The 24,751-nt window shown below is 72.0% G+C and carries 25 protein-coding genes; 11 read left to right on the top strand and 14 right to left on the bottom strand.

Annotated features, from left to right (window positions below; genetic code table 11):
* Positions 1-28: 28 nt before the first annotated feature.
* A complete protein-coding gene (locus ACFWEG_RS12445; RefSeq protein WP_387212890.1) occupies positions 29-370 on the top strand; it encodes a YkvA family protein in 342 nt (113 codons plus the stop codon).
* 13 nt (positions 371-383) lie between these two features.
* On the opposite strand, the gene urtE is transcribed toward ACFWEG_RS12445, so the two are convergent.
* The 5 genes from urtE to urtA form a co-directional block, all read right to left on the bottom strand.
* Positions 384-1,079, bottom strand: a complete 696-nt coding sequence (gene urtE, locus ACFWEG_RS12440; RefSeq protein WP_387212948.1) for an urea ABC transporter ATP-binding subunit UrtE — start codon at positions 1,077-1,079, stop codon at positions 384-386.
* A gap of 5 nt (positions 1,080-1,084) precedes the next feature.
* Positions 1,085-1,855, bottom strand: coding sequence for an urea ABC transporter ATP-binding protein UrtD (gene urtD / locus ACFWEG_RS12435; protein WP_387212887.1), 771 nt, complete (start codon positions 1,853-1,855; stop codon positions 1,085-1,087).
* Positions 1,852-2,994, bottom strand: a complete 1,143-nt coding sequence (gene urtC / locus ACFWEG_RS12430) for an urea ABC transporter permease subunit UrtC (RefSeq protein WP_387212884.1) — start codon at positions 2,992-2,994, stop codon at positions 1,852-1,854. The genes urtD and urtC overlap by 4 nt, the downstream gene beginning before the upstream one ends.
* Positions 2,991-3,875, bottom strand: a complete 885-nt coding sequence (gene urtB, locus ACFWEG_RS12425; RefSeq protein ID WP_387212881.1) for an urea ABC transporter permease subunit UrtB — start codon at positions 3,873-3,875, stop codon at positions 2,991-2,993. Before urtB ends, urtC begins: the two co-directional genes overlap by 4 nt.
* Positions 3,876-4,068: 193 nt before the next feature.
* The gene (gene urtA, locus ACFWEG_RS12420) at positions 4,069-5,319 is read right to left on the bottom strand and encodes an urea ABC transporter substrate-binding protein (RefSeq protein ID WP_387212878.1); all 1,251 of its coding nucleotides are present in this window, start codon (positions 5,317-5,319) and stop codon (positions 4,069-4,071) included.
* 343 nt (positions 5,320-5,662) lie between these two features.
* Between urtA and ACFWEG_RS12415 the strand changes: the two genes are divergently transcribed.
* On the top strand, positions 5,663-6,133 hold the full coding sequence (locus ACFWEG_RS12415) for a MarR family winged helix-turn-helix transcriptional regulator (RefSeq protein WP_387212875.1): 471 nt from the start codon (positions 5,663-5,665) through the stop codon (positions 6,131-6,133).
* Here the strand turns inward: ACFWEG_RS12415 and ACFWEG_RS12410 are convergent.
* From ACFWEG_RS12410 to ychF, 3 genes are all read right to left on the bottom strand, one after another.
* Positions 6,090-7,208 carry a substrate-binding domain-containing protein gene (locus tag ACFWEG_RS12410; RefSeq protein WP_387212872.1) on the bottom strand — a complete coding sequence of 373 codons (1,119 nt, stop codon included), beginning with the start codon at positions 7,206-7,208 and terminating at the stop codon, positions 6,090-6,092. The two genes, ACFWEG_RS12415 and ACFWEG_RS12410, sit on opposite strands and share 44 nt — an antisense overlap.
* A gap of 121 nt (positions 7,209-7,329) precedes the next feature.
* Entirely contained in the window at positions 7,330-8,034 is a 705-nt protein-coding gene (locus ACFWEG_RS12405; protein WP_387212869.1) for a carbon-nitrogen hydrolase family protein, read from the bottom strand.
* 149 nt (positions 8,035-8,183) lie between these two features.
* Positions 8,184-9,272, bottom strand: coding sequence for a redox-regulated ATPase YchF (gene ychF / locus ACFWEG_RS12400; RefSeq protein ID WP_387212866.1), 1,089 nt, complete (start codon positions 9,270-9,272; stop codon positions 8,184-8,186).
* A 252-nt stretch (positions 9,273-9,524) separates the two neighbouring features.
* Between ychF and ACFWEG_RS12395 the strand changes: the two genes are divergently transcribed.
* On the top strand, positions 9,525-10,097 hold the full coding sequence (locus ACFWEG_RS12395; RefSeq protein ID WP_387212863.1) for a DUF6542 domain-containing protein: 573 nt from the start codon (positions 9,525-9,527) through the stop codon (positions 10,095-10,097).
* Between the two features lie 18 nt (positions 10,098-10,115).
* Here the strand turns inward: ACFWEG_RS12395 and ppgK are convergent, their stop codons facing one another.
* Positions 10,116-10,856 (bottom strand): polyphosphate--glucose phosphotransferase, encoded by a 741-nt coding sequence (ppgK, locus tag ACFWEG_RS12390; RefSeq protein ID WP_387212860.1) that lies wholly within the window; start codon positions 10,854-10,856, stop codon positions 10,116-10,118.
* Positions 10,857-10,949: 93 nt separating this feature from the next.
* Entirely contained in the window at positions 10,950-11,930 is a 981-nt protein-coding gene (locus tag ACFWEG_RS12385; protein WP_387212857.1) for a 4-hydroxy-3-methylbut-2-enyl diphosphate reductase, read from the bottom strand.
* An 88-nt stretch (positions 11,931-12,018) separates the two neighbouring features.
* Here ACFWEG_RS12385 and ACFWEG_RS12380 point away from each other — a divergent pair, with 88 nt between their 5' ends.
* The 4 genes from ACFWEG_RS12380 (at position 12,019) to ACFWEG_RS12365 (ending at position 15,596) form a co-directional block, all read left to right on the top strand.
* On the top strand, positions 12,019-13,434 hold the full coding sequence (locus ACFWEG_RS12380) for an APC family permease (RefSeq protein WP_387212854.1): 1,416 nt from the start codon (positions 12,019-12,021) through the stop codon (positions 13,432-13,434).
* 9 nt (positions 13,435-13,443) lie between these two features.
* Positions 13,444-14,661: an exodeoxyribonuclease VII large subunit gene (xseA, locus tag ACFWEG_RS12375; protein ID WP_387212851.1), complete on the top strand. Its 1,218-nt coding sequence runs from the start codon at positions 13,444-13,446 to the stop codon at positions 14,659-14,661.
* A gap of 10 nt (positions 14,662-14,671) precedes the next feature.
* The gene (locus tag ACFWEG_RS12370) at positions 14,672-14,911 is read left to right on the top strand and encodes an exodeoxyribonuclease VII small subunit (RefSeq protein WP_387212848.1); all 240 of its coding nucleotides are present in this window, start codon (positions 14,672-14,674) and stop codon (positions 14,909-14,911) included.
* A 94-nt stretch (positions 14,912-15,005) separates the two neighbouring features.
* Positions 15,006-15,596 carry a malonic semialdehyde reductase gene (locus tag ACFWEG_RS12365; RefSeq protein ID WP_387212845.1) on the top strand — a complete coding sequence of 197 codons (591 nt, stop codon included), beginning with the start codon at positions 15,006-15,008 and terminating at the stop codon, positions 15,594-15,596.
* Between the two features lie 80 nt (positions 15,597-15,676).
* Here the strand turns inward: ACFWEG_RS12365 and ACFWEG_RS12360 are convergent, their stop codons facing one another.
* Positions 15,677-16,210 carry a DUF4245 domain-containing protein gene (locus ACFWEG_RS12360; RefSeq protein WP_387212945.1) on the bottom strand — a complete coding sequence of 178 codons (534 nt, stop codon included), beginning with the start codon at positions 16,208-16,210 and terminating at the stop codon, positions 15,677-15,679.
* A gap of 192 nt (positions 16,211-16,402) precedes the next feature.
* On the opposite strand from ACFWEG_RS12360, the gene glpX reads away from it, so the two are divergent.
* The gene (gene glpX, locus ACFWEG_RS12355) at positions 16,403-17,434 is read left to right on the top strand and encodes a class II fructose-bisphosphatase (protein ID WP_387212842.1); all 1,032 of its coding nucleotides are present in this window, start codon (positions 16,403-16,405) and stop codon (positions 17,432-17,434) included.
* A 196-nt stretch (positions 17,435-17,630) separates the two neighbouring features.
* Complete coding sequence (locus ACFWEG_RS12350; protein WP_387212839.1) at positions 17,631-17,993, top strand: WhiB family transcriptional regulator; 363 nt, start codon at positions 17,631-17,633, stop codon at positions 17,991-17,993.
* A gap of 29 nt (positions 17,994-18,022) precedes the next feature.
* Here the strand turns inward: ACFWEG_RS12350 and ACFWEG_RS12345 are convergent, their stop codons facing one another.
* Positions 18,023-18,703: a DUF1707 domain-containing protein gene (locus tag ACFWEG_RS12345; RefSeq protein ID WP_387212836.1), complete on the bottom strand. Its 681-nt coding sequence runs from the start codon at positions 18,701-18,703 to the stop codon at positions 18,023-18,025.
* Between the two features lie 193 nt (positions 18,704-18,896).
* Between ACFWEG_RS12345 and ACFWEG_RS12340 the strand changes: the two genes are divergently transcribed.
* Positions 18,897-20,552 carry a fumarate hydratase gene (locus tag ACFWEG_RS12340; protein ID WP_387212833.1) on the top strand — a complete coding sequence of 552 codons (1,656 nt, stop codon included), beginning with the start codon at positions 18,897-18,899 and terminating at the stop codon, positions 20,550-20,552.
* A 285-nt stretch (positions 20,553-20,837) separates the two neighbouring features.
* Here ACFWEG_RS12340 and ACFWEG_RS12335 read toward each other — a convergent pair whose 3' ends face one another.
* Both ACFWEG_RS12335 and ACFWEG_RS12330 read right to left on the bottom strand, forming a co-directional pair.
* Positions 20,838-21,056 carry a hypothetical protein gene (locus ACFWEG_RS12335; RefSeq protein ID WP_387212830.1) on the bottom strand — a complete coding sequence of 73 codons (219 nt, stop codon included), beginning with the start codon at positions 21,054-21,056 and terminating at the stop codon, positions 20,838-20,840.
* The gene (locus tag ACFWEG_RS12330; protein ID WP_387212942.1) at positions 21,053-21,946 is read right to left on the bottom strand and encodes an SPFH domain-containing protein; all 894 of its coding nucleotides are present in this window, start codon (positions 21,944-21,946) and stop codon (positions 21,053-21,055) included. Before ACFWEG_RS12330 ends, ACFWEG_RS12335 begins: the two co-directional genes overlap by 4 nt.
* A 310-nt stretch (positions 21,947-22,256) precedes the next feature.
* Between ACFWEG_RS12330 and ACFWEG_RS12325 the strand changes: the two genes are divergently transcribed.
* Positions 22,257-24,677, top strand: a complete 2,421-nt coding sequence (locus ACFWEG_RS12325; RefSeq protein ID WP_387212939.1) for a transglycosylase domain-containing protein — start codon at positions 22,257-22,259, stop codon at positions 24,675-24,677.
* The last annotated feature ends 74 nt before the right edge of the window (positions 24,678-24,751 follow it).

Raw genomic sequence — 24,751 nt, 5'->3', positions numbered from 1 at the left:
GCCGCCCGGCCCGGGGTAGACGCTCCCCATGAGCAACGAAGCCGTCGTTCTCCTCGTGATCGCCGCCGTCCTCCTCCTCGCCGCGTTCGCCGCGGCGGTGGTGCTCCTCGTGCGGCTGCTGCGGACCCGGACCGCGCTGCGGGAGGCGGGCATCCCCGTCAGCAACAAGCTCGCGTTCTGGGGCGCGCTGGTCTACACCGTCAGCCCGGTGGACCTGCTGCCCGACCCGGTCTACCTGGACGACATCGGCGTCCTGCTCCTCGCCCTGCGCTCCCTGCACTCCGCGGCGGACGCGGCGCGCACGCGGGCGCGGGGGACGGCGGCGGACCGGTCCGCGGTCGGCGGGGACAGCCGGTCGAGCCCGGCCTGACCGCCCCGCCGCACTACACGCTGAGGGCCTCGCGGACGACCGCCTCCGAGCCGGTGCCGCCCTCTCCGGAGGAGGTGACCCGGCCCGCCTCCAGGACGGAGTAGCGGGACGCCGCGCGCATGGCGAAGCCGACGTGCTGCTCGACCAGCAGGACGGACAGCCCGCCGCGGGCGGCCAGCGACAGGATCGTCGACTCGATCTCGGCGACGACCGAGGGCTGGATGCCCTCGGTCGGCTCGTCGAGGAGGAGGAGCCGCGGTCGGGTCACGAGCGCGCGGGCGAGGGCGAGTTGCTGGCGCTGGCCGCCGGACAGCAGGCCGGCGCGGCGGTGGGAGAGCTCGCGCAGGACGGGGAACAGGTCGAGCGCGTCGGAGATCGCGGAGGCGTCCGCGCGGGGAGAGGCGTCGGCGACGAGTTGGAGGTTCTCGGCGGTGGTGAGGTGGGGGAAGGACTGCTGCCCCTGGGGGACGTACGCCATCCCGCGGGCGACCCGCTGGTGGGGGGCGAGGCGGGTGATGTCCTCGCCGTCGAGCACCACCGAGCCGGCGGAGGGCCGCAGGAGGCCCATCGCCGCGCGCAGGAGGGTGCTCTTGCCGGCCCCGTTGTGGCCGAGGACGGCCGCGACCCCGTCCGGGGGGACGGCGAGGGTGACGTCGTGCAGGACGGTGGTGCGGTCGTACCCCGCGCGCAGGCCGTTGATCCGGAGCATCGGGCTCACACCTCTTCCGTGACGGGGACGGGCTCGGGCTCGGACGCGCGCCCAAGGTAGACCTCCTGGACCTTCGCGTCGGCCTGCACCTGCGCGACCGTGCCCTCGCTGAGTACCCTGCCGGCGTGCAGCACGCTGACGCTGCGGGCGAAGGACCTCATGAAGTCCATGTCGTGCTCGATGACGACGACGGTGTGGTCCTCGGCGACCCGCTGGAGCAGCGCGCCGGTCGACTCGCGCTCGTCGTGGCTCATCCCGGCGACCGGCTCGTCGAGCAGGAGCAGCTTCACGTCCTGGACGAGCAGCATGCCGATCTCCAAGGACTGCTTCTGCCCGTGCGCGAGCACCCCGGCCGGGCGCTGGCGCAGCGCGGTCAGGCCGGTGGTCTCCAGGGCCCGGCCGACGGAGTCGGGCAGGTGCCGGCGCCGCCGGAGCAGGGTGAGCGCACCGCGGCCCGCCCCGGCGGCGATGTCGAGGTTCTGCTCGACGGTGAGCTGCTCGAAGACCGTCGCGGTCTGGAAGGTGCGGCCGATCCCGCGGCGGGCGATGCGGTGCACGGGCTGCCCGGTGATCTCCTGCCCGGCGAAGCGGATCGAGCCGGTGGACCGTACGAGCCCGGTCACCGCGTCGACCAGTGTCGTCTTTCCCGCCCCGTTCGGACCGATCAGGAACCGCAGGTCACCGGGCGGGATGTCCAGGTCGACGCCGTCGACGGCCATGACGCCGCCGTCGAACGTCACCCGCAGGTCGCGGACGGTCAGTCCCTCGCCGTTCATGCGCTCTCTCCCGTCCGGGCCTTCTGATCAGGAGTACGCCGCCACCGCCGGAACGTCGCCAGCGAGGCGAGCCCGCCGGGCAGGAAGCCGACGGCGACGACGAACAGCAGGCCCTGGAGGTACGTCCAGCCGGCCGGCCACGCGTCGGAGAGGGTGCTCTGCGCCCACGCGACCGCGATCGCCCCGAGCACCGCGCCGACGAGCGACGCCCGGCCGCCGACCGCCGCGCCGATGACGAAGCCGATCGACGGCACGATCCCGATCAGCGCCGGCGAGATGATCCCGACCGCGGGCACGAACAGCGCCCCCGCGAGCCCCGCCATCCCGGCGGCGACGACGTACGCGACGAGTTTCACGTTCGCCGGGTTGTAGCCGAGGAAGCGCACCCGCTCCTCGGAGTCCCGTACGGCGACGAGGAGTTCGCCGTACCGGCTGACGAACAGCTGGCGGGCGAGGGCCATCAGCGCGAGGAGTGCGACGGCGATGACCACGTACACCATCCGCTGGTTGACCGGGTCGTTCAGGTCGTAGCCGAAGAAGCCCTGGATGTCGGTGAGGCCGTTGGTGCCGCCGGTGGTGGCCTGCTGGCCGACCAGCCAGATGGCGAGCGCGGCGGCCAGCGCCTGGCTGAGGATCGCGAAGTACGCGCCCTTGACCCGGCGGCGGAAGACGAGGACGCCGAGCAGCGCGGCGACGGCCATCGGCAGCAGGACGGTCATCGCGAGCGCGAACAGCGGGTTGGCGAACGGCTGCCACCACCACGGGAGTTGACCGGAGGTGCCGTAGAGCAGCATGAAGTCCGGCAGGGTCTCCCCCACCGCCGCCGCGTCGGCGAGCTTGAGGTGCATCGCCATCGCGTAGCCGCCGATGCCGAAGAACACCCCCTGGCCGAGGACGAGCAGCCCGCCCCGGCCCCAGGCGAGGCTGACGCCGACCGCGACGATCCCGTAGCAGAGGTACTTCGCGAGCAGCCCGAGCCGGAAGTCGGAGAGGACCAGCGGGGCGACGCCCAGCAGCAGCACCGCGCCGAGTGCGAACGCGGCGGGGACGCGGTAGCGGGAGAGGACCGGCTCGGCCTGCGCGGCCGGGGGTCCGGCGGCCGGGGCGGGGGCCGCCGGCGGTGTGCTCGTCGTCGTCATACGAGGCTCCTCGTGCGCACGGTGTACAGGCCCTGCGGCCGCCACTGCAGGAAGGCGACGATCCCCACCAGGACCACCACCTTCGCCACGCTGACGGTCGTCGAGTACTCGAGCACGGACTGCAGCAGCCCGAGCGCGAAGGCGGTGATCACGGCCCCCCTGAGCCGTCCGATCCCGCCGACGACCACGACCAGGAAGGCGTCCACGATGTAGTTCGTCCCCGTCGTCGGCCCGATCGGGCCGATCAGCGTCAGCGCGACGCCGGCCGTGCCGGCGAGGCCCGAGCCGATGAAGAACGTCGTCCGGTCCACCCGCTCGGTCGCGATCCCCGACACCTCCGCGAGGTCCCGGTTCTGCACCACGGCCCTGATCCGGCGGCCCAGCGGCGTCACCCGCAGGATCGCCGCGAGCCCCACCACGCACAGCAGCGCGAACCCGAGGATGAACAGCCGGCTGTTCGCCAGGTTCACCCCCGCGATCGACACGCTGCCGGTCAGCAGGTCGGGCGCGGTCGTCTGCACGTTCGGCGCGCCGAAGACGTCCCGCGCGAGCTGCTGGAGCATCAGCGAGACGCCCCAGGTCACCAGCAGGGTGTCCAGCGGCCGGGTGTACAGCCGCCGGATCAGTGCCCATTCGAGGAGCGCGCCCATCGCCCCCGCCACGAGGAACGCGAGCGGGAGGGCGAGGAGGAGCGAGACGCCGGCGCTCTCGATCGGCTTCTGCAGCACGTACGTGGTGTACGCGCCCGCCATGATGAACTCGCCGTGCGCCATGTTGATGACGCCCATCTGCCCGAACGTCAGCGTCAGACCGAGCGCGATGAGCAGCAGGACGGCGCCGATGCTGACGCCGGTGAAGGACTGGTTGAGGATGACCGTCATGGGGCGGCTCCGGGTCGGGGACGGGGAAGGGACTTCGGGCGGAGCGGGGCGGAGGCCGAAAAGGTGTGGCCCGGCGGGGGCGCCCCCTGCTCGAGCGAAGCCGAGAGCTCGGGGGAGATCGCGGCCACCGGGCGGAGGCCGGTACCCGCGGCGGAGCCGCCGGACCCCCCGCCGCCGGCCGCCCCAGGCCCCCTCAGGACAGGCTCGACGCCCAGTCGTAGCCCTTGAGGTACGGGTCAGGCTTCACGGGCTCGCCGGAGTTCCAGACCTCCTCGATGAGGCCGCTGGAGGTGACCTTGCCGATGCGGGCCGTCTTGTAGACGTGCTGCGTCGCCCCGTCGACGGTGACCTTGCCCTCCGGCGCGTCGAAGGTGATCCCGTCCGACGCGGCCTTGACCTTCTCCACGTCGAAGGAACCCGCCTTCTCGACCATCGCCGCCCACAGGTGGACGGAGATGTACGCGGCCTCCATCGGGTCGCTGGTCGGCTTGTCCTTGCCGTACGCGGCCTGGTACGCGGCGACGAACTTCTCGTTCGCCGCGCCCGGGGTGGTCTGGTAGTAGTTCCAGGCGGTCAACTGCCCCTCCAGGTACTGCGTCCCGATGCTCTTGACCTCCTCCTCGGCGATGGAGACGGAGAGCACCGGCAGCTTCTTCGCGGTCAGCCCCGCGGACTTGTACTCCTTGAAGAAGGCGACGTTGCTGTCCCCGTTGAGCGTGTTGAAGACCGCGTCCGCCCCCACGCCCTTGACCTTGTTGACGATCGTCGCGAACTCCGTGGATCCCAGCGGCGCGTAGTCCTCGCCGAGGACCTCCATGCCGTTCGCCTCCGCGTACGTCTTGATGATCTTGTTGGCGGTGCGCGGGAAGACGTAGTCGCTGCCGACGAGGTAGAGCTTGGTGAGGCCCTGCTTCTTGAGGTAGTCGAGCGCGGGCACGATCTGCTGGTTGGTGGTCGCCCCCGAGTAGAAGATGTACGGCGACTGCTCCAGGCCCTCGTACTGCACGGGGTAGAACAGCAGGGACTTGTTCCGCTCGAAGACCGGCTTCACGGCCTTGCGGCTCGCGGACGTCCAACAGCCGAACGTGGCGACGACCTTGGAGTCGGTGATCAGCGCCTGCGCCTTCTCGGCGAAGGTCGGCCAGTCGGACGCGCCGTCCTGGCTGATCGGCTTCAGCTTCTTGCCGAGGACGCCGCCGGCCGCGTTGATCTCCTTGACGGCGAGCAGCAGCGCGTTGTGGACGGTGACTTCGCTGATCGCCATCGTCCCCGAGAGCGAGTTGAGCAGGCCGACCTTGACGGTGTCGCCCGCGGTGTCCGCCTTGGCGCCGGCGGCCTTCGACGTGTCACCGCCGGTCTTCGCGCCGCAGGCGCTGAGCGCGGCGCCGGCGCCGATCGCGGATATACCGGTCAGGAGACCGCGCCTGCTGATGAGCCCGGACATGGCAATTACCTCCTTGCCCCGAAAGGGGCGGACGGGAGAGGAGCGGAATGCGCGTGGCTGGACCCAGCCGTTCCGGGATCGCCTCCGGGCTGGTCGCTGAAGTGGTCCACAGCCTGGGGCGGAACTGTTTCCGTCGCGTTGCGGAGCAGTTGAGGGACAGTTTCCGACGGAAGTAATCATGCTCCGGGCGTATGTGACGGCACGTCACGGTGATCGCCGATTGAATACTTTCGCCGGAAAGGATCTGATACGGGAAATGCTCTCCCGGAGGCCTCCTGATCGCCTGTAGGCTCATCGCTCACTCCCGGCCTGCCGGGCGGGCGGACGCGAGCCGAGGAGAGCGATGGCGAGGCAGCCCCACGAACTGCTCCACCTGCTGACCCGCGCCGAGCGCCTCGCGGCGCGACGCGTCCAGGCGGTGCTCGACGCCTTCGACTGCTCCGTCGACGCCTGGCGGGTGCTCGACCTGCTCTCCGCGGACGAGGGGCGGAACATGACGTCCCTCGCCGACGACGCGGCGCTGCCCGCGCCGACCCTGACCAAGCTGATGGACCAACTCGTGGACCAGAACTGGGTGTTCCGCCGCGTCGACCCCGCCGACCGCCGCCGCGTCCTCGTCCAGCTCACCCCCCGGGGCCTCGCCCGCCGTCGGCAGCTGTCCCGCGCGGTGAAGGCGGAGGGCGTGCCCGGCCTCGACGGCGGCGAGGAGACTCAGCTGGTGTCGCTGCTCGGCCGGCTGTCCGAGGCGCTGGCCGACGACCGCGCCGAGGTCACACCAGGCGCTGCGGCGAGGGGAGTTGGGCGACCACGCTGAAGTCGAGGCCGTCCGCCTCGGCCAGGTAGATGCGTTGGCGGACGTGCCGGCCGTCGAGGCCGAGGAGACCGCGCGGGCCCTCGTAGCGGACCTGGTCGGCGGTCGCGCCGATGGCGGTGACGTCCAGGGTGCGGGCGCGCTCGATGAGCGCGGCGAGGAGGAGCACGCCCTCGTAGCAGGACTCGCCGAGGCTGCCGGGGACGGGCGCGTCGGCGCCGAAGCGGGCGGCGTAACGGCCGTGGAAGTCCATGCTGTTGCCGTCGGCGAGCGAGGCGAAGAAGCCGGCGGTGCTGAACAGGTCGGCCGTCGCTCCGGGGCCGCTGCCGAGCAGCATGCTCTCGTCCATCAGGGTGCTGAGCCGCAGCGCACGCGCGTCGAGCCCGGCCGCGGCGAACGCGCGGTTGAAGCGGACCGCGTCGCTGCCCACGAGCAGCATCAGGACGCCGTCCGCGTCCGTCCGCTCGATGCGGCGCAGCACGTCGGCGAAGTCGTCGGTGCCGAGCGGCAGGTACGCCTCCCCGCACATCCGCCCCCGGCACTCCCGCGCGTACCGCCGCGCCGCACGGGCGGTGGCGCGCGGCCACACGTAGTCGTTGCCGACGACGAACCAGCGCCGTACGTTCCGCGCCTCCGCGAGCGTGCGCATCGCGGGGAGCAACTGCCCGGCGGGGGTCTCGCTGGTCATGAAGACGCCCTCGGTGCGCTCACCGCCCTCGTACAGCGCGGTGTAGACGTACGGCACCCGGTGCGCGACGCGGGGCGCGAGCGCCTGCCGCACCGAGCTGATGTGCCAGCCCGTGACCCCCTGCACCGCGCCGGCCGCGACCAGCGCCTCCACCTCCGCCGCGACCCGCCGCGGATCCGCCCCGCCGTCCACCTCGAGGAGCCGCAGCTCCCGCCCGAGCACCCCGCCCGCCCCGTTGACCTCCTCCACCGCCAACCGCGCGCACGCCTCGCACCCCGGCCCGAAGATCCCGCCCGGCCCCTGCATCGGGTACACCAGCGCGACCCCGAGCACCGACGGGTCGGCCGCGACCCACGCGGGGCGGCGGAGGCTGAGCGGCGGCGGGTCCATCCCCCCATGATTGCGGCCCGGCGGACGGGTGCGCAGACGGCCGGGGGCATCGAGACCGTTTCGTAGGCGGGCGGGCCGGGGGCGTGGGCCCCAGGGAGGGCCGTACGCCGCCGCCCCCGCGTCAGCCGACGTCCGCGACGACGACCCCCTCCGTCTCCCCGTCCGCCTCCGCGAGCAGCCCGCCCCCGGGCGCGTGGATCGCCGACCGGCCGCAGCCGGTCCACGGGCCCGCGGGGCCGACGTGGTTGGCGACGGCGACGTACAGGCCGTGCCGGGCGATGTCCGGGTAGACGGTGGCGAGTTCGGTGCGGCCGGCGCCGGTGCCGTAGAGGGAGCTGGCGAGGTGGACCGCGCAGCCGTCGGCCGCGCCCCGGGCGACCAGCTCGGGGAAGTGGTTGTCGAAGCACGTCGCGAGCGCGAAGCGCAGGCCGCCGAGCGCGAAGCGGCCGTCCGCGCGCCCGGGCGCGAACACCTCGCGCTCGTGCTCGAACAGGTGCTGCTTGCGGTACGTCGTGACCAGCCCGCCGTCCGCGCCGAACACGAACGACGTGATCGCGGGGCGCTCGCCGCCGGTGTCCTCGGCGCAGTTCACCACCGTCGCCACCCCGGACGCCCGCAGCGGATCCAACCGGCCGTCGTCCGGCCGGACCCACAGCTCCCGGTCCTTGCGGACGGCCTCGACCTCGTACCCGGTCACCGCGAGCTCCGGGAATGCCACAACCTCGGCGCCCTCGTCGCGCGCCGACGCGGCCAGCTCGGCCATCCGCCGCACGTTCGCCCGGACGTCGGCGGGCACGCACCCCATCTGCGCCACCGCGATCCTCATGCCCGCCAGCGTGGCAGCCGCGCGAACGCCTCCTCACGCGGGCCCCGTGGGGTCTCCTCCCCTCACGCCCGGGCCCACGGCTGGACCCGCCCCTGACCCCGACCGCCCGACCCGCTCCCGAGCGGATCGGACGGCCCCGGCAGGACGCGTCAGACGTTGAAGCGGAACTCCACCACGTCCCCGTCCTGCATGACGTACTCCTTGCCCTCCATGCGGGCCTTGCCCTTGGCGCGGGCCTCGGTGACGGAGCCGGCGGTGACGAGGTCGTCGAAGGAGATGACCTCGGCCTTGATGAAGCCCTTCTGGAAGTCGGTGTGGATGACGCCGGCGGCCTCGGGGGCGGTGGCGCCCTTCTTGATGGTCCAGGCGCGGGATTCCTTGGGGCCGGCGGTGAGGTAGGTCTGCAGGCCCAGGGTGTCGAAGCCGACGCGGCTGAGGGTGGCGAGGCCGGGCTCGTCCTGGCCCATGGACTGCAGGAGTTCGAGCGCCTCCTCGTCGTCGAGCTCGATCAGCTCGGACTCGATCTTCGCGTTGAGGAAGATCGCCTCGGCGGGGGCGACGAGGGCGCGCTGCGCGTCCTTGAAGTCCTCGTCGACCAGTTCGTCCTCGTCGACGTTGAAGACGTAGATGAACGGCTTGGTGGTGAGCAGGTGCAGCTCGTGCAGGAGGCGGCCCTGCTCGGTCTCCGCGGTGATGCCCGCGGCGAAGAGGGTCGTGCCGGTCTCCAGGATCTTGCGCGCCTCCTCGACCGCCGCGAGGACGGCGACCTTCTCCTTCTGGAGACGGGACTCCTTGGTCAGGCGCGGGACGGCCTTCTCGACGGACTGCAGGTCGGCGAGGATCAGCTCGGTGTTGATCGTCTCGATGTCGTCCTTGGGCGAGACCTTGCCGTCGACGTGCACGACGTTGTCGTCCTTGAACGCGCGGATGACCTGGCAGATCGCGTCGGACTCGCGGATGTTCGCGAGGAACTTGTTGCCGAGCCCCTCCCCCTCCGACGCGCCGCGCACGATGCCCGCGATGTCGACGAAGTCGACGGTCGCCGGCAGGACGCGCTGCGAGGAGAACATCTCCGCGAGCTTCGTCAGCCGCGCGTCGGGCACGCCGACGACGCCGACGTTCGGCTCGATGGTGGCGAACGGGTAGTTGGCCGCCAGGACGTCGTTCTTGGTCAGGGCGTTGAACAGGGTCGACTTGCCGACGTTCGGCAGACCGACGATTCCGATGCTGGTACTCATGACAGTCCGCTCAGGATCCGGTTGGGGGTGGGGTGGGCCGCGGCTCCGGGCATGCTCACCGCCCCCTGGAAACCTCGACTGCGCGTCTCACGGTACAGGGGCGCGGGCGCGGAGATCTCACCCGAGCGGGAGATCGCGGCGCGGGACGGTCCGCGGCCCGGGCGACCGGCGCGGTTCGGACGGAACGCCGAGGTCGCACCGAAGCGCGTGTCCGGGGCCGGGCGGGCGGGCGGCTCGGCCTAGTGTGGGCCGGTGGAGCAGCAGCACAGGACGTCCAGGCCCCGGCGCGACGCCTCCCCCGGCGCCGTCCCGCCGCCCCGCGAACGCGCGGCCGGCGGCCCCCGGCGGCGACTCGCCCGGTACCGGCCCGCGGGCCGGCGCCCCGCGCCCCCCGTCGTGCTCGCCCTGCGCCGGCTGCCGCGGCCGCGGCTGACCGGGCTCGGCGCGGGGCTGCTGGCCACCGCGCTGCTGGCGGCCGTCGCCGGCCTCGACCACCTGTTCCTCGACTCCACCGGCACGGCGATGACCGTCCTGTACCCGGCGGTGGCCGCCGCCTGCGCGCTGTGGGTGCGGCCGGCCGACCTGGTGCTCGCGCCGGTCGCCGCGCCGATCGCGTACGGCGTCGGGGCCGTCGTCCTCACCGGCGGGGACCCGGTGGACACGCTGTCCGCACTCGCCGTGCACGCGGGGTGGCTGTACGGGGGGACGCTGCTCGCGGGGGTGATCGCGCTGGTCAGGCGGGTCGTGCTGGTACGGCGGCACCGCAACCGCCGGCTACGGCAGGCCGGCACCGGGACCGTCGGCCGCGCTCCGCGGCGCGACTGACGGCCCGGGGGCCGGGGGTCAGGACTTCGCCGCCGCCATCGCCGCGCCGACGATACCCGCGTTGTTCTGCAGCTGCGCGGGGACGATCTCCGCCCGGACACCCTCGATGTGCGGCAGGAACTTCTCCGCCTTGCGGCTGACGCCGCCGCCGATGATGAACAGCTCCGGCGAGAACAGCATCTCGACGTGCGCCAGGTACTTGCTGACGCGGCGCGCCCAGTGCTCCCAGCTCAGGTCCTCGTCCTCGCGGGCCTTGGTGGAGGCGCGCTTCTCGGCGTCGTGGCCGTGGAGCTCCAGGTGGCCGAGCTCGGTGTTGGGGACGAGGCGGCCGTCGATGAACAGGGCGCTGCCGATGCCGGTGCCGAGGGTGAGCATCATGACGGTGCCGCTGCGGTCGCGGCCGGCGCCGAAGCTCATCTCGGCGATGCCGGCGGCGTCGGCGTCGTTGAGGACGGTCAGCCCGCGGTTGCCGAGGCGCTCGCCGAGGAGGTCGACGGCGTCGACGCCGATCCAGTGCTTGTCGACGTTGGCGGCGGTCCGGATGACGTTGTGCGTGACCACGCCCGGGAACGTCAGGCCGATGGGACCGGTCCAGTCGAAGGCGTCGACGACCTCCTTGACGCCGTCGGCCACCGCGTCGGGGGTCGCGGGGTGCGGGGTCAGGACCTTGTGCCGCTCGGCGGCGAGGTCGCCGCGGTCGAGGTCGACGGGGGCGCCCTTGATGCCCGATCCGCCGATGTCCACTCCGAAGATCTGCATACGTCTACGGTATCCGCCGACCGCGCGGTCACACGTGCGGCGGGCGGGGAGCCGGCGAACCCGCCGGACCGCGCCCCGCCCCCTTCGCCCGGCCTACCGGTTCAGCGCCGCCGCCTCCGCGCGCAGGTCCCGGCGGAGCTCCTTGGGGAGCGAGAAGGTGATGGACTCGTCCGCGGTCTTCACCGTCTCCACGTCGCCGTAACCCCGCGCGGCGAGCCATTCGAGGACGCCGTCGACCAGCACGTCCGGGACGGACGCGCCGGAGGTGAGGCCGACGGTGTCGACGCCGTCGAGCCAGGCCTCGTCGATCTCGTCGGCGAAGTCGACCAGGTGCGCGGCGGGGGCGCCGGCGTCCAGGGCGACCTCGACCATGCGGATGGAGTTCGAGGAGTTCTTGGAGCCGACGACGATGACGAGCTGCGCGTCCTCGGCGAGCTTCTTGACGGCGATCTGGCGGTTCTGGGTGGCGTAGCAGATGTCGTCGCTGGGCGGGGAGAGCAGGTTCGGGAAGCGGCCCTTGAGGGCGTCGACCGTCTCCATGGTCTCGTCGACGGAGAGGGTGGTCTGGGAGAGCCAGACGACCTTGGACTCGTCGCGGACGGTGACGCCTGCGACGTCCTCGGGGCCGTCGACGAGGGTGATGTGGTCGGGGGCCTCGCCGGAGGTGCCGATGACCTCCTCGTGGCCCTCGTGGCCGATGAGGAGGATGTCGTAGTCCTCCTTGGCGTAGCGGACGGCTTCCTTGTGGACCTTGGTGACCAGCGGGCAGGTCGCGTCGATCGTGGCGAGCTTGCGCTCGGCGGCCTCGGCGTGGACCGTCGGGGCGACGCCGTGGGCGGAGAACATGACGATCGAGCCCTCGGGGACCTCCGCCGTCTGCTCGACGAAGATCGCGCCCTTCTTCTCCAGGGTCTGCACGACGTACTTGTTGTGGACGATCTCGTGGCGCACGTACACCGGGGCCCCGTACTGCTCCAGGGCCTTCTCCACGGCGATCACGGCGCGGTCCACGCCCGCGCAGTAGCCGCGCGGCGCGGCGAGCAGGACACGGCGGGCGGGAGTGGCAGCAGTCATGCCCCCATCGTAAGGCCGCCTCCGGGGGGCGGAAGATCGGCCGGGCGGCGAGACTGGGGCCGCACGTGATCACCGACCCGGAGGCCCCATGTCCCACAGCGCCGACGCCGGCCCCGACCGCATCCCCGCGCGGGAGGACGGTCTGCGGCGCTCGCTCTCCTTCCGCGACCTGGTGGTCTACGGGCTGCTGTTCATCGCCCCGATGGCCCCGGTCGGCATCTTCGGGACGCTCGACGCGAAGTCGAACGGCGCGGTGGCGCTGGTGTACGTGGTGGCGACGGTCGCCATGGCGTTCACGGCGTACAGCTACGCGCAGATGGTGAAGGTGGCCCCGCAGGCCGGGTCGGTCTACGCGTACGCCCGGGTGGGGCTCGGGCAGGGGCCGGGGTTCATCGCGGGGTGGATGGCGATGCTGGACTACCTGCTGATCCCGGCCGTCGCGTACCTGTTCTCCGGGATCGCGATGAACGCGCTGGTGCCGTCGGTGTCGCAGTGGGTGTGGACGGCGGTCGCGGTGGTGGTGACGACCGGGCTGAACCTCTGGGGGGTGCGCGCGGCGGCACGGGTCGGCTTCGCGGTGCTCGCGCTGGAGATCGCGGTGCTGCTGGTGTTCGTGGTCGCCGCGGTCGTGGTGCTCGTGCAGGACGGGCCGGTGCGCGGCTGGCTGACGCCGTTCTCGGGGGACACGGCGTTCTCGCTGTCCGCGGTGTTCGCCGCGGTGTCGGTGGCGGTGCTGTCCTACCTGGGGTTCGACGCGATCGCCTCGTTCGCGGAGGAGGTGACCGGCGGGTCGGCGAAGGTGGCCCGCGCGGTGCTGTTCTGCCTGGTCCTCGCGGGCACGCTGTTCATCGCGCAGACCTACCTGGCCGCGCTGCTCTCGCCGGAGTCGTCGGCGTACCTCGCGGAGAACCCCGGCAGGCAGGGCGCGGCGTTCTACGACACGGTCGACGCGGCCGCCGGCGACTGGCTGCACAACCTGGTCGCGGCGAGCAAGGCGATCGGCGCGGCCTTCGCGGCGCTGGCAGGGCAGGCGGCGGCCGGGCGGCTGCTGTTCGCGATGGCCCGCGACCACCGGCTCCCGCGCGCCCTCGCGCGGACCGGCGGCGGCGTCCCGCGGCCCGCGCTGACCCTCGCGGCGGTCATCACGCTGGTCGCGGCGGTGTGGGCGGCGCGCCGGGACGACGGCCTGGACAAGCTGACATCGGTCGTCGACATCGGCGCGCTGACGGCGTTCACGCTGCTGCACGCGAGCGTGATCGGCTGGTTCGTGGTGCGCCGCAACGGCGGTCCCGTCGTGTGGTGGAAGCACCTGCTGGTGCCGGCGCTCGGCGCGCTGATCTCGCTCGCGGTGATCTACGAGGCCTCGACGGCCGCCCAGGTGGTCGGCGTCGGGTGGCTGGGCGTGGGGCTCGTGGTGGTCGCCACCCAGTGGGGGCGGCGGGACGGCGGCAGGGGGCCGGACCGGTCCGACGGCGGGGACCGCGATGTCAGTGGGACGGTCTAGCGTTGCTCCATGGCACTCAACACGTCCGCGGAAGCACCGATCCCCGTCGGTGAGGTGTCGCGGCTGATCGGGGGCTGGATCGACCGGCTCGGCGCGGTCTGGGTCGAGGGGCAGATCACGCAGATCTCCCGGCGGCCCGGCGCCGGGGTGGTGTTCCTGACGCTCCGGGACCCGTCGCACGACATCTCGGTGAGCGTGACCTGCTTCCGGCAGGTCTTCGACGCGGTCTCGGACGTGGTCGGCGAGGGCGCGCGGGTCGTCGTGCTCGCCAAGCCCGAGTGGTACGCCCCGCGCGGCACGCTGTCGCTGCGGGCGGCGGAGATCCGCCCCGTCGGCATCGGTGAGCTGCTCGCCCGTCTGGAGGCGCTCAAGCGGTCCTTGGGCCGCGAGGGCCTGTTCGACCTGGACCGCAAGCGCCCGCTGCCCTTCCTGCCGCAGCTGATCGGCCTGGTCACCGGCCGCGCCTCGGCCGCCGAGCGGGACGTCCTGGAGAACGCCCGGCTGCGCTGGCCCGCGGTCCGCTTCGAGGTGCGGAACGTGGCGGTGCAGGGGGCGCACGCCGTCCCGCAGGTGGTGCGCGCGGTCCAGGACCTCGACGCGCACGACGAGGTGGACGTGATCGTCGTGGCCCGTGGCGGCGGCAGCGTCGAGGACCTGCTGCCGTTCTCCGACGAGCGGCTGATCCGCGCGGTCGCCGAGTGCCGGACACCGGTCGTGTCCGCGATCGGGCACGAACCGGACTCCCCGCTGCTCGACCTGGTGGCGGACCTGCGGGCGTCGACGCCGACGGACGCGGCGAAGCGGGTGGTGCCGGACGTCGGCGAGGAGCTGGAGCGGGTCGCGCACCTGCGGCAGCGGGGGGTGCGGGCCGTGCGGGCGCTGCTGGAGCGGGAGGAGCGCGGGCTCGCCCACGCGCTCGCGCGGCCGTCGATGGAGCGGCCGCACCGGATGGTCGAGGAGCGCGAGGAGCAGGTCTCCGCGCTGGTCGACCGGGCGCGGCGCACCGTGCGGCACCTGCTCGACCGGGCGGACTCCGAGCTGTCCCACACCCGCGCCAGGGTCGTCGCGCTCTCCCCCGCGGCGACGCTGGAGCGCGGGTACGCGGTGCTGCAGCACGCGGACGGGCACGTCGTGCGGACGGCGGACGAGTTGGCCGACGGCGAGGTGCTGCGGGCGCGGGTGGCGTCCGGTGATCCGTTCGAGGTGACTGTCGGTCCGCGGACCTAGGGTGGGGGCCATGAGTGAGTCGGAGACGGTGGTGGCGGGCGCGGAGGCGGACGCGGCGCTCGGATACGAGCAGGCGCGGGACGAGCTGATCGACGTCGTGCGGAAGCTGGAGGCGGGCGGGGTCGGTCTGGAGGAGTCGCTCGCGCTGTGGGAGCGGGGCGAGGAGCTGGCGGGGGTGTGCCGGCGCTGGCTGGAGGGCGCGCGGGCCCGCCTCGACGCGGCGCTCGCCGACTCCGACCAGGAGGAATAGGCCCCTCCGGGTTTTGGTTGAACGTTGAACCTGTGTGCGTTACAGTCGTTCCGCAGACAGCACCACGAACACCAGCGACCCCGAAGGCGCCCCCATGTCTCTCGTTCTCGACCCCGCCGTGCAGGACCTCCTCTTCCGTGAGGCCCGGACCGCGAACACCTTCACCGACGAGCCCGTCACCGAGGAGCAGGTGCAGGCGATCTACGACCTGGTGAAGTTCGGCCCGACCGCGTTCAACCAGTCGCCGCTGCGCGTGACGCTGGTGCGCTCGGAGGAGGCCCGCGGCCGGCTCGTGGAGCACATGGCGGAGGGCAACCGCCCGAAGACGCTCGCCGCGCCGCTGGTCGCGATCCTGTCGGTGGACAACGAGTTCCACGACGAGCTGCCGAAGCTGCTCCCGCACTTCCCGCAGGCCAAGGACATGTTCTTCGCCGAGCGCCCGGTCCGCGAGCAGGCCGCGCTGGTCAACGGCGCGCTGCAGGCCGGCTACTTCATCGTGGGCGTCCGCGCGGCCGGCCTGGCGGCGGGCCCGATGACCGGGTTCGACTTCGCCGGCGTGCAGAAGGAGTTCCTGGACGACGACCACACCCCGCTGATGATCGTCAACATCGGCCGCCCGGGCCCGGACGCGTGGTTCCCGCGCTCCCCGCGTCTGGAGTACGACGAGGTCGTCACCACGGTCTGAGCGTGTGACGAAGAGGCCCCCGGCAGTCGCCGGGGGCCTCTTTGCGTGCGCGCGGAACGCCTCAGCCTCGGGAAGGTCGCTCAGGAGGAGGGCGTCGGGACCGGCTCGGCGGGCTTCAGCGCGGTGGCCATCTCGGTGAGCCGCCCGGCCTCCGCGGTGCCGAGGACGACGGTGGTGGCGCCGCCGTCGCGCAGGACGAGCGCGTCGTACTTCTCGCCGTCGTAGCGGGTCCAGGACGCGCCGCCGATGCGCTCGGTCTCCTTCGTCGCCCTCGCGCCGTGGGTGACGCGGTCGACGAACTTCGCGAAGTCCTCGGTGGACTGCTCGACGGCGACGTACTGCCGCTTCGGGTCCAGGTAGCCGAGGTGCCAGGCCTCGCCCTCGGCGCCGTCGTACCGGACCGAGGTGGCCTTCCAGTCGTCGCCGAGGCCCTTGGGGGCGACGACCGGGTAGGAGGCGGCGCGCTGCGCGGTCGCCTGCTCGACGCGGTAGTCCACCCGCTTGACGGGGTCGGCGCTCTCGTCGTGCGGGATGAACACGTAGACGCCCGCGACGACCACGCCGATCGCGGCCATCGACAGGACCATGTCCCGCACCGTCTGCTTGCCTCGCATACCTGCCACGTCCCCATCGTCCCTTATGGCCGTCCGCACACGGAACCCGCCCCCCGCACGCCGTCCCCCCAGGTGACCGCGCTCATACGTGACCCGGTCTGCTCAAACTATCGTCGGGGCGATAGAGTCGTTAGGCACCCTCACCTTCACATACGGCCCGCCGGCCGTCGTCGTACAGAAAGGTGCGTCTCGATGACCGAGCATCACCTGCCGTCCCAGCTGGAGGTCTCTCCGGAGGCCCCCGACCGCAACCTCGCCCTGGAGCTCGTCCGGGTCACCGAGGCCGCCGCGATGGCCGCGGGGCGGTGGGTCGGCCGCGGCGAGAAGAACGGCGCGGACGGGGCCGCCGTGAAGGCCATGCGGACCCTGGTCTCGACCGTCTCGATGAACGGCGTCGTCGTCATCGGCGAGGGCGAGAAGGACGAGGCGCCGATGCTGTTCAACGGCGAGCACGTCGGGGACGGCACCGGGGCCGAGGTCGACATCGCCGTGGACCCGATCGACGGCACCACGCTGTGCGCGAAGGGCATGCCGAACGCGATCGCCGTCCTCGCGGCGGCCGACCGGGGCGCGATGTTCGACCCGTCGGCGGTCTTCTACATGGACAAGCTGGTCACCGGCCCCGAGGCGGCCGACTTCGTCGACATCAACGCGCCGGTGTCGGCGAACATCCGGCGGGTGGCGAAGGCGAAGCGGTCGACGCCCGAGGACGTCACCGTCGTCGTGCTCGACCGGCCGCGGCACGACGGGATCGTGAAGGAGATACGGGAGACGGGCGCGCGGATCAAGTTCATCTCCGACGGCGACGTGGCCGGCGCGATCATGGCCGTGCGCGAGGGCACGGGCGTCGACCTGCTCATGGGCATCGGCGGGACGCCCGAGGGCATCATCACCGCCTGCGCGATCAAGTGCCTCGGCGGCACGATCCAGGGCAAGCTGTGGCCGAAGGACGACGACGAGCGGCAGCGGGCGATCGACGCGGGGCACGACCTGGACCGCGTGCTGTACACCGACGACCTGGTCAGCGGCGACAACGTGTTCTTCGTCGCGACGGGCATCACCGACGGCGAGCTGCTGCGCGGCGTCCGCTACCGCGCGGAGACGGCGACGACGCAGTCCCTCGTCATGCGGTCGAAGTCCGGCACGATCCGGCAGATCGACTCCACGCACCGGCTGAGCAAGCTGCGGGCCTACAGCGCGATCGACTTCGACCGGGCGAAGTAGCCCGCCGCACGACGGCGTCGACGAGGGCGTCCCCCGGTGCGGCGGGGGGCGCCCTTCGCGTTCCGCGCGCCCCCGGAAGGCACTCCGAACGACCGGGCGGGCGTGCGAACTCAGTGCATAGGCGCGCGCACAGTGGGTAGGGCTTGGCGCATCGCCTTTCGCTCGTCGCTCGGGAAGCCGTCGTCAGGAGTTGATCGTGCTGCAGTCGCCGTACCAGTCCGTGCAGGTCTCCGCAGTTCCTTCCCAGCGCACCCCGGTGCGGGACGACGAGGCGGGTCCGTGGCACGCCGAGGCGGTGTGCCGCCGGGACGAGGCCGGGCTGTTCTTCGCCCCCTCCAAGGAGCCGACGGCCGCCCGGCTCTCGCGCGAGGAGGCCGCGAAGCAGGTCTGCGCGCGCTGTCCGGTGATGGTCGACTGCCGCGAGCACGCGCTGATGATGCCCGAGCCGTACGGCGTGTGGGGCGGGCTGACCGCGGCCGAGCGCCGGGTGGTGCTGGCGCGGCGCCGCCGACGGGACGTGGAGCTGGCGAAGGCGCGCCCGATAGCCGCGGCGGGCTGACGCCGGGCGGACGGCCCCCGCGGGGGCCGTCAGTGCAGGTGCTTGCGGAGCCGCTTGTGCAGGTCGTGGACGCGCTTGCCGCGCTTGGGGCGGGCCTCGATGTTGCCGAGCACGGACCAGCCCTTCACCGTGACGACCGGCGCCGAGGGGTTGTCCGCCTCCAGGCCGACGATCTCGAAGTTGCCCAGGACCCCGCTGCCGTTGCCGCGCAGGGTGATGTTCTCCGGGACCCGCACCTCGACGTTGCCGAACACGCTGACGGCCTCGATGACGACGTGCTGGTGCTCGAAGTACGCCTCGGTGAGGTCGATCTCGACGTTCCCGAAGACCGCGAACGCCTTCGTGCGGCGGGAGACGCGCCAGCGGCCGACGCGGGTGGAGCTGCTGAAGCAGGCGACGAGCGTGTCCTCCGCGGGCGCGGGGACGTTCGCCGCCGCGTCGTAGGAGTACCCGCCCGTGGCACCGGCCGCCGCACCGCGCGCACCGGGCGCGGGCAGGTCGCCGACCAGGGGTTCGAGCTCGCCGACCGTCTTGGCGCGGTAGACGCCCTCGATCCGCTCGGAGTGCTCCTCGGCCGTCAGCCGGCCCTCGGCGAGCGCGTCGCGCAGGATGTCGGCGATACGGTCCCGGTCCGCGTCGGAGGCGCGCAGGGCGCCGGGGCCGGTCGCGACGGGCTTCGGAGGCTGCGAAGGCTTCTTCTCGAGGTCCACCCCGCCAGCCTACCCAAACGCGATAGATCGCGACTAGGGGGCGTGGGCGGTCCGGGGACGGGGCGGCGGACCGCGGTGGGCCGACGGCAGTGAGCCTTACCTCACAAGGGCGTCGCCGGCGCGAGGTCCTACGCTGGTGGGCGCGCTGACGCAGCCGTCAGCCGTCGCCGCCGTCGAGTGAGGACTGCCCGTCATGCCGGACTTCGAGTACACCGATCTGCTGCCGCTGGGCGAGGACACCACCCCGTACCGGCTGGTCACCGCCGACGGCGTGAGCACCTTCGAGGCGGACGGGCGCACGTTCCTCAAGGTCGAGCCCGAGGCGCTGCGCAAGCTCGCCGAGGAGGCGATCCACGACATCCAGCACTACCTGCGGCCGGACCACCTCGCCCAGCTGCGGAAGATCATCGACGACCCGGAGGCGTCCGGGAACGACAAGTTCGTCGCGCTCGACCTGCTGAAGAACGCGAACATCGCGGCGGCCGGCGTGCTGCCGATGTGCCAGGACACCGGCACCGCGATCGTCATGGGCAAGCGCGGGCAGAACGTGCTCACCTCCGGCGGGGACGAGGCCGCGCTCTCCCGCGGCGTCTACGACGCGTACACCCGGCTCAACCTGCGCTACTCGCAGATGGCCCCGCTGACGATGTGGGACGAGAAGAACACCGGCTCCAACCTGCCGGCGCAGATCGAGCTGTACGCGACCGACGGCGGCGCGTACAAGTTCCTCTTCATGGCCAAGGGCGGCGGCTCGGCCAACAAGTCCTTCCTCTACCAGGAGACGAAGGCGGTCCTCAACGAGGCCTCCATGATGAAGTTCCTGGAGGAGAAGATCCGCTCGCTCGGCACGGCCGCGTGCCCGCCGTACCACCTCGCGATCACCGTCGGCGGCACGTCCGCGGAGTACGCGCTCAAGACCGCGAAGTACGCCTCCGCGCACTACCTCGACGAGCTGCCCACCGAGGGCTCGCCGCTCGGGCACGGCTTCCGCGACGTCGAGCTGGAGAAGAAGGTCTTCGAGCTGACGCAGAAGATCGGGATCGGGGCGCAGTTCGGCGGCAAGTACTTCTGCCACGACGTGCGCGTGGTGCGGCTGCCGCGGCACGGGGCGTCGCTGCCCGTCGCGATCGCCGTCTCCTGCTCGGCCGACCGGCAGGCCGTCGCGAAGATCACCGCGGAGGGGGTCTTCCTGGAGCAGCTGGAGACGGACCCGGCGCGGTTCCTGCCCGACACCACGGACGAGCAGCTGGAGGAGTCCGACGTCGTCGAGATCGACCTGCGGCGGCCGATGGACGAGATCCTCGCCGAGCTGTCCAAGCACCCGGTGAGGACGCGGCTGTCCCTGACCGGGCCGCTCGTCGTCGCGCGCGACATCGCGCACGCGAAGATCAAGGAGCGGCTGGACGCGGGTGAGGAGATGCCGCAGTACCTCAAGGACCACCCGGTCTACTACGCCGGGCCCGCGAAGACGCCCGAGGGCTACGCGTCGGGGTCGTTCGGGCCCACCACCGCGGGGCGGATGGACTCCTACGTCGAGCAGTTCCAGGCGGCGGGCGGGTCCAAGGTGATGCTCGCCAAGGGCAACCGGTCGCAGCAGGTCACCGATGCGTGCGGGGCCCACGGGGGGTTCTACCTCGGGTCCATCGGCGGGCCCGCGGCGCGGCTCGCGCAGGACTGCATCAAGAAGGTCGAGGTCGTCGAGTACGAGGAGCTCGGCATGGAGGCGGTCTGGAAGATCGAGGTCGAGGACTTCCCCGCGTTCGTCGTCGTCGACGACAAGGGCAACGACTTCTTCCGCGAGCCGGCCGGCCCGCCGACGATCCTCAACATCCCCGTCCGAACGTCCTGACCCCCGTGCCGGGGCGGGCCCCCCTCCCGGGGCTCCGCCCCGCAAGCCCCCCGTCGCGGCTGCGCCGCGGATGCACGGGCTGCGCCCGCGCGGCCTCAAACGCCGGCCGGGCTGAGATTATTGTGCGGCTCGACGTGGATGTGGGCCGTCACCCCCGCTGTGGGCAATCGTGCCGCAGGGCGGCACGGGTGGGCACAGCCCACAGTGCCCAGCGCAGCGTCGTTCGCTCCCGCCGCGGTCGGCCTCCCGCGGCGCAGCCGCGGACCGGCCGGAGGCCGGCGGGGGTCACTCCTCGGGCGGGGGGCCGCCGCGGGGGCGTCCCCGCGGGGGGATGGGGGCCGCGGAGGTCGGGAGGCGGCCCGCGTCGGCGAGGGCGCGGCGGAGGAGGAACTCGATCTGCGCGTTCGCACTGCGGAGCTCGTCGTTGGCCCAGCGCGCGAGCGCGTCGTGGACCGCGGGGTCGAGCCGGAGCAGCACCTGCTTGCGCTCGGCGCGGGGACTCACTGGTACAGCGTGCCCGTGTTGACGACGGGCTGCGCGGCCCGGTCCCCGCAGAGGACGACCAGCAGGTTGGAGACCATCGCCGCCTTCCGCTCCTCGTCCAGCTGCACGATGTCCTGCTCGCTCAGGCGCGCGAGGGCCGTCTCGACCATCCCGACCGCCCCGTCGACGATCTGCCGCCGCGCGGCGACGATCGCCCCGGCCTGCTGCCGCTGGAGCATCGCGGAGGCGATCTCGGGCGCGTAGGCGAGGTGCGTGAAGCGGGACTCGATGATGTGGACGCCCGCCGCCTCGACCCGCGCGTGCAGTTCGACGGCGAGCTTCTCGGTGATCTCCTCCGCGTTGCCCCGCAGCGAGAGGCCGGCCTCGTCGTGGGCGTCGTAGGGGTACTCGATGGCGATGTGCCGCACGGCCGCCTCGGTCTGCGTGGCGACGAACTCCAGGAAGTCGTCGACCTCGAAGCTGGCCATCGCGGTGTCCTCGACCTTCCAGACCACGACCGCGGCGAGCTCGATGGGGTTGCCGTAGGCGTCGTTGACCTTGAGGACGGCGGTCTCGTGGTTGCGGACCCGGGTGGAGATCTTGGTGCGGGAGGTCAGCGGGTTCACCCAACGCAGGCCGTCGGTGCGGATGGTGCCCCGGTAGCGGCCGAAGAGCTGGACGACGCGGGCCTCGCCGGGGGCGACCATGTTGAGGCCGGCCATCGCGAGGAGGGCGAGGAAGGCGAGGACCACGCCGACGATGATGAGGGTGATCTTCGCCCCGTCGGAGTCGAGGCCGGCTCCGAGGACGACCAAGCCGACGGCCGCCGCGAGCCCCACGAGGCCGAGCAGCAGGGCGAGTCCGCCGGCGATGTTGTGCGCGGCGAACTCGTTGACCCGCGGTGCGGGCATGTCGGGCAGGTCCTCGACGAGCTCGGCACCGTCGCGCGGCCCCTGAGGTGCGGAAGCGGAAGTGGGTGCGGTCATGGCTGTCCCCGTTCGTCGCCACTAGCAAAGTGATATCACTTTAGCGCGAAAGGCAACTGCGCGCACCTGCTGCGCGTCGGTTCTGCTGAGACGGCGTGCTGATTCTCACGTACGTAGAACTGCGCACCGCCCCTGATGTACACCTCAGCTCGGTGTTAGCTTTCACCACTGATCCGGCAGACCACGTGCACCGTGTGCAGAACGCGTGCAGACCACGAAGCGGAGCGACCACGACATGGGCCGAGCGGATGCGAGACGAGCAGCGCAGGGACGCGGTGGACGCCGCCGCGCGGCTCCACAGCGATCCGGCATATCCCGGTTCCTGAGCTGGAAGGCCCTGCTCGGCACGTTCTTCGGTTGCGTGCTGCTGGCGATGGGCGGGTTCGTGGCGCTGTACTTCAGCGTCCCCCTCCCGAAGAACGCCTCGAACGAAGTCCTGGAGCTCCAGGGCAACACGTACCGCTACTCCAACGGCGACGTCATGGCCAAGACCGGCAAGACCACCCGGGAGACGGTCGGCCTCGACCGGGTGCCCGAGCGGGTCCGCTGGGCCTTCGTGGCCGCCGAGAACAAGAACTTCTACAACGACCCCGGCTTCGACGTCAAAGGTATGACCTACGGCGTCTTCAAGACGGTGACCGGCCAGGGCAAGTCCGGCGGCTCGACGATCACCCAGCAGTACGTGAAGAACTACTACCTCACCAGCGAGCAGACCGTGAGCCGCAAGCTCAAGGAACTCGTCATCTCGCTCAAGGTCGAGAACAAGTACAGCAAGGACGAGATCCTTCTCGGCTACATGAACACCAACTTCTACGGCCGACGGGCCGATGGTGTGCAGGCCGCCGCCCAGGCGTACTACAACAAGGACGTCGACGAACTCAGGGTGGAAGAGGCCGCCTACCTCGCCGCGCTCGTCCAGGCCCCGAGCCAGTACGACGTGGCCACCGCAAGCCCCACCGGGCGCAAGTTGGCGCTGGGGCGCTGGAACATGACCCTCGACCGCATGGTGGAGATCGGCAAGCTCGACCAGAGCGAGCGGGACGGCATGGAGTTCCCGGAACCGATCAAGCCCAAGCAGGACGCGGGGATGGCCGGCCAGAACGGTTACCTGATCAAGGCCGCCAACGAGGAGTTGGCCCAGCAGTTCGACGTCAAGGTCGCCGACATCGAGAAGCTCGGCGGCTGGGACGTCACCCTCAACATCAAGAAGGGCCAGCAGCAGAAGCTGGAGAAGGCCTTCGACGACCAGCTCGAATCGCAGCTCGACCGCGAGGACAGCAAGGACAAGATCGTGCAGGCCGGGGCGACGTCGGTCGACCCGAAGACCGGGGCGATCGTGGCCATGTACGGCGGCGTGGGGGCGACCGAGCACTTCACGAACAACGCGATCCGCACCGACTACCAGCCCGGCTCGACCATGAAGCCCGTCGTCCTCGCCTCCGCCCTGGAGAACGACGCGAAGACCCAGGACGGCGAGCCGATCGGCCTGAACACGATCTACGACGGCACGAGCGGCCGCCCGGTCGAGAACAGCCCCACCGCGTTCAGCCCGGGCAACTTCCTGAAGAAGGACTTCGGCGACATCACCGTTCAGACGGCCACCAACAACTCGGTGAACTCCGTCTACGCGCAGATGATCGTCGACGTCACCCCGAAGGAGGCCAAGAAGACCGCGCTCGACCTGGGCATGGTCGACGGCAAGGACCGCGGCTTCCCCGAGCGGCCGGCGATCGTGCTCGGCACGATGGGCGCCAGCACGGTCGAGATGGCCGGCGTCTACGCGACCCTCGACAACCACGGCGAGCTGGTCACGCCGACGATCCTGAAGAAGGTCGTGCACCTCGGCACGGAACGGCAGCTCAAGGACGCCATCGGCGACCAGGTCGTCAAGCGGGAGACCGCCGACACGGTCACCAAGGCGCTGACCGGCGTGGTCAAGGAGGGCTCCGGCGTCAACGCCGCCGACCCCTCCTACGAGGCCGCCGGCAAGACGGGTACCTCCGAGGAGAACGTCTCGGCCTGGTACGCCGGTTACACCCCGGAACTGACGACTGTGGTCGCCCTGTTCGGCGAGGACAAGGACAAGAACGGCGCACACGTCTCCCTGAAGGGCGCCGCCTCCTCCGAGCGCCTCAACGGCGGCGCCATCCCCGCGAAGGTCTGGAAGCAGTACACCCGCGACGCCCTCAGCAAGACCGAGAACGGGAAGTTCGACCTCGACCTCAAGGAGGGCTCCAAGGCCCCGCCGCCCTCCCCGACCCCGACCCCCAGCGAGACCGAGTCGGAGTCCCCGTCCCCGGAGCCGTCCAAGACCGAGGAGGCCCCGCAGCCCCCGCCGCCGTCCGAGCCCGAGCCGGGCCAGGACCAGGGTCAGGACAACGGCGGTCAGGACCAGGGCCAGGACAACGGAGGCCAGGACCAGGGCCAGGTCAACGGCGGCCAGGACGCCGGCGGCCTCGACCAGGGCCAGGTCAACGGCGGCCAGGACACCGGCGGCGCGGACACCGGGGGCCAGGACGCCGGCGGCACCGTCGGCGGCCAGGACGCGGGCGGGACCGACCAGGGCCAGGCCGACGGCGGAGCCAACACCGGCCAGAACAACGGCGGTCAGGACAACGCGGGCCAGAACAACGGCGGCGCCTTCGGCGCCGACTGACTCCGCTCCAGGGGCCGCCGCGCACGCGGCCCCGCACACGACGACGGCCCCGGCCTCCGCCCGCAGCGGAGGAC

It is taken from the genome of Streptomyces sp. NPDC060194, from assembly GCF_042728285.1.
Taxonomy (GTDB): domain Bacteria; phylum Actinomycetota; class Actinomycetes; order Streptomycetales; family Streptomycetaceae; genus Streptomyces.
The sequence above is the reverse complement of the archived record's forward strand: the minus strand, read 5'-3'. Positions and strand labels throughout refer to the sequence as shown.

What these genes read in the sequence shown, in the direction of transcription:
- ACFWEG_RS12445 (WP_387212890.1), top strand. Translation starts at nt 29, where the DNA reads ATGAGCAACGAAGCCGTCGTTCTCCTCGTGATCGCCGCCGTCCTCCTC.
- urtE (WP_387212948.1), bottom strand. Translation starts at nt 1,079, where the DNA reads ATGCTCCGGATCAACGGCCTGCGCGCGGGGTACGACCGCACCACCGTC.
- urtD (WP_387212887.1), bottom strand. Translation starts at nt 1,855, where the DNA reads ATGAACGGCGAGGGACTGACCGTCCGCGACCTGCGGGTGACGTTCGAC.
- urtC (WP_387212884.1), bottom strand. Translation starts at nt 2,994, where the DNA reads ATGACGACGACGAGCACACCGCCGGCGGCCCCCGCCCCGGCCGCCGGA.
- urtB (WP_387212881.1), bottom strand. Translation starts at nt 3,875, where the DNA reads ATGACGGTCATCCTCAACCAGTCCTTCACCGGCGTCAGCATCGGCGCC.
- urtA (WP_387212878.1), bottom strand. Translation starts at nt 5,319, where the DNA reads ATGTCCGGGCTCATCAGCAGGCGCGGTCTCCTGACCGGTATATCCGCG.
- ACFWEG_RS12415 (WP_387212875.1), top strand. Translation starts at nt 5,663, where the DNA reads ATGGCGAGGCAGCCCCACGAACTGCTCCACCTGCTGACCCGCGCCGAG.
- ACFWEG_RS12410 (WP_387212872.1), bottom strand. Translation starts at nt 7,208, where the DNA reads ATGGACCCGCCGCCGCTCAGCCTCCGCCGCCCCGCGTGGGTCGCGGCC.
- ACFWEG_RS12405 (WP_387212869.1), bottom strand. Translation starts at nt 8,034, where the DNA reads ATGAGGATCGCGGTGGCGCAGATGGGGTGCGTGCCCGCCGACGTCCGG.
- ychF (WP_387212866.1), bottom strand. Translation starts at nt 9,272, where the DNA reads ATGAGTACCAGCATCGGAATCGTCGGTCTGCCGAACGTCGGCAAGTCG.
- ppgK (WP_387212860.1), bottom strand. Translation starts at nt 10,856, where the DNA reads ATGCAGATCTTCGGAGTGGACATCGGCGGATCGGGCATCAAGGGCGCC.
- ACFWEG_RS12385 (WP_387212857.1), bottom strand. Translation starts at nt 11,930, where the DNA reads ATGACTGCTGCCACTCCCGCCCGCCGTGTCCTGCTCGCCGCGCCGCGC.
- ACFWEG_RS12380 (WP_387212854.1), top strand. Translation starts at nt 12,019, where the DNA reads ATGTCCCACAGCGCCGACGCCGGCCCCGACCGCATCCCCGCGCGGGAG.
- xseA (WP_387212851.1), top strand. Translation starts at nt 13,444, where the DNA reads ATGGCACTCAACACGTCCGCGGAAGCACCGATCCCCGTCGGTGAGGTG.
- ACFWEG_RS12370 (WP_387212848.1), top strand. Translation starts at nt 14,672, where the DNA reads ATGAGTGAGTCGGAGACGGTGGTGGCGGGCGCGGAGGCGGACGCGGCG.
- ACFWEG_RS12365 (WP_387212845.1), top strand. Translation starts at nt 15,006, where the DNA reads ATGTCTCTCGTTCTCGACCCCGCCGTGCAGGACCTCCTCTTCCGTGAG.
- ACFWEG_RS12360 (WP_387212945.1), bottom strand. Translation starts at nt 16,210, where the DNA reads ATGCGAGGCAAGCAGACGGTGCGGGACATGGTCCTGTCGATGGCCGCG.
- glpX (WP_387212842.1), top strand. Translation starts at nt 16,403, where the DNA reads ATGACCGAGCATCACCTGCCGTCCCAGCTGGAGGTCTCTCCGGAGGCC.
- ACFWEG_RS12340 (WP_387212833.1), top strand. Translation starts at nt 18,897, where the DNA reads ATGCCGGACTTCGAGTACACCGATCTGCTGCCGCTGGGCGAGGACACC.
- ACFWEG_RS12330 (WP_387212942.1), bottom strand. Translation starts at nt 21,946, where the DNA reads ATGCCCGCACCGCGGGTCAACGAGTTCGCCGCGCACAACATCGCCGGC.
- ACFWEG_RS12325 (WP_387212939.1), top strand. Translation starts at nt 22,257, where the DNA reads ATGGGCCGAGCGGATGCGAGACGAGCAGCGCAGGGACGCGGTGGACGC.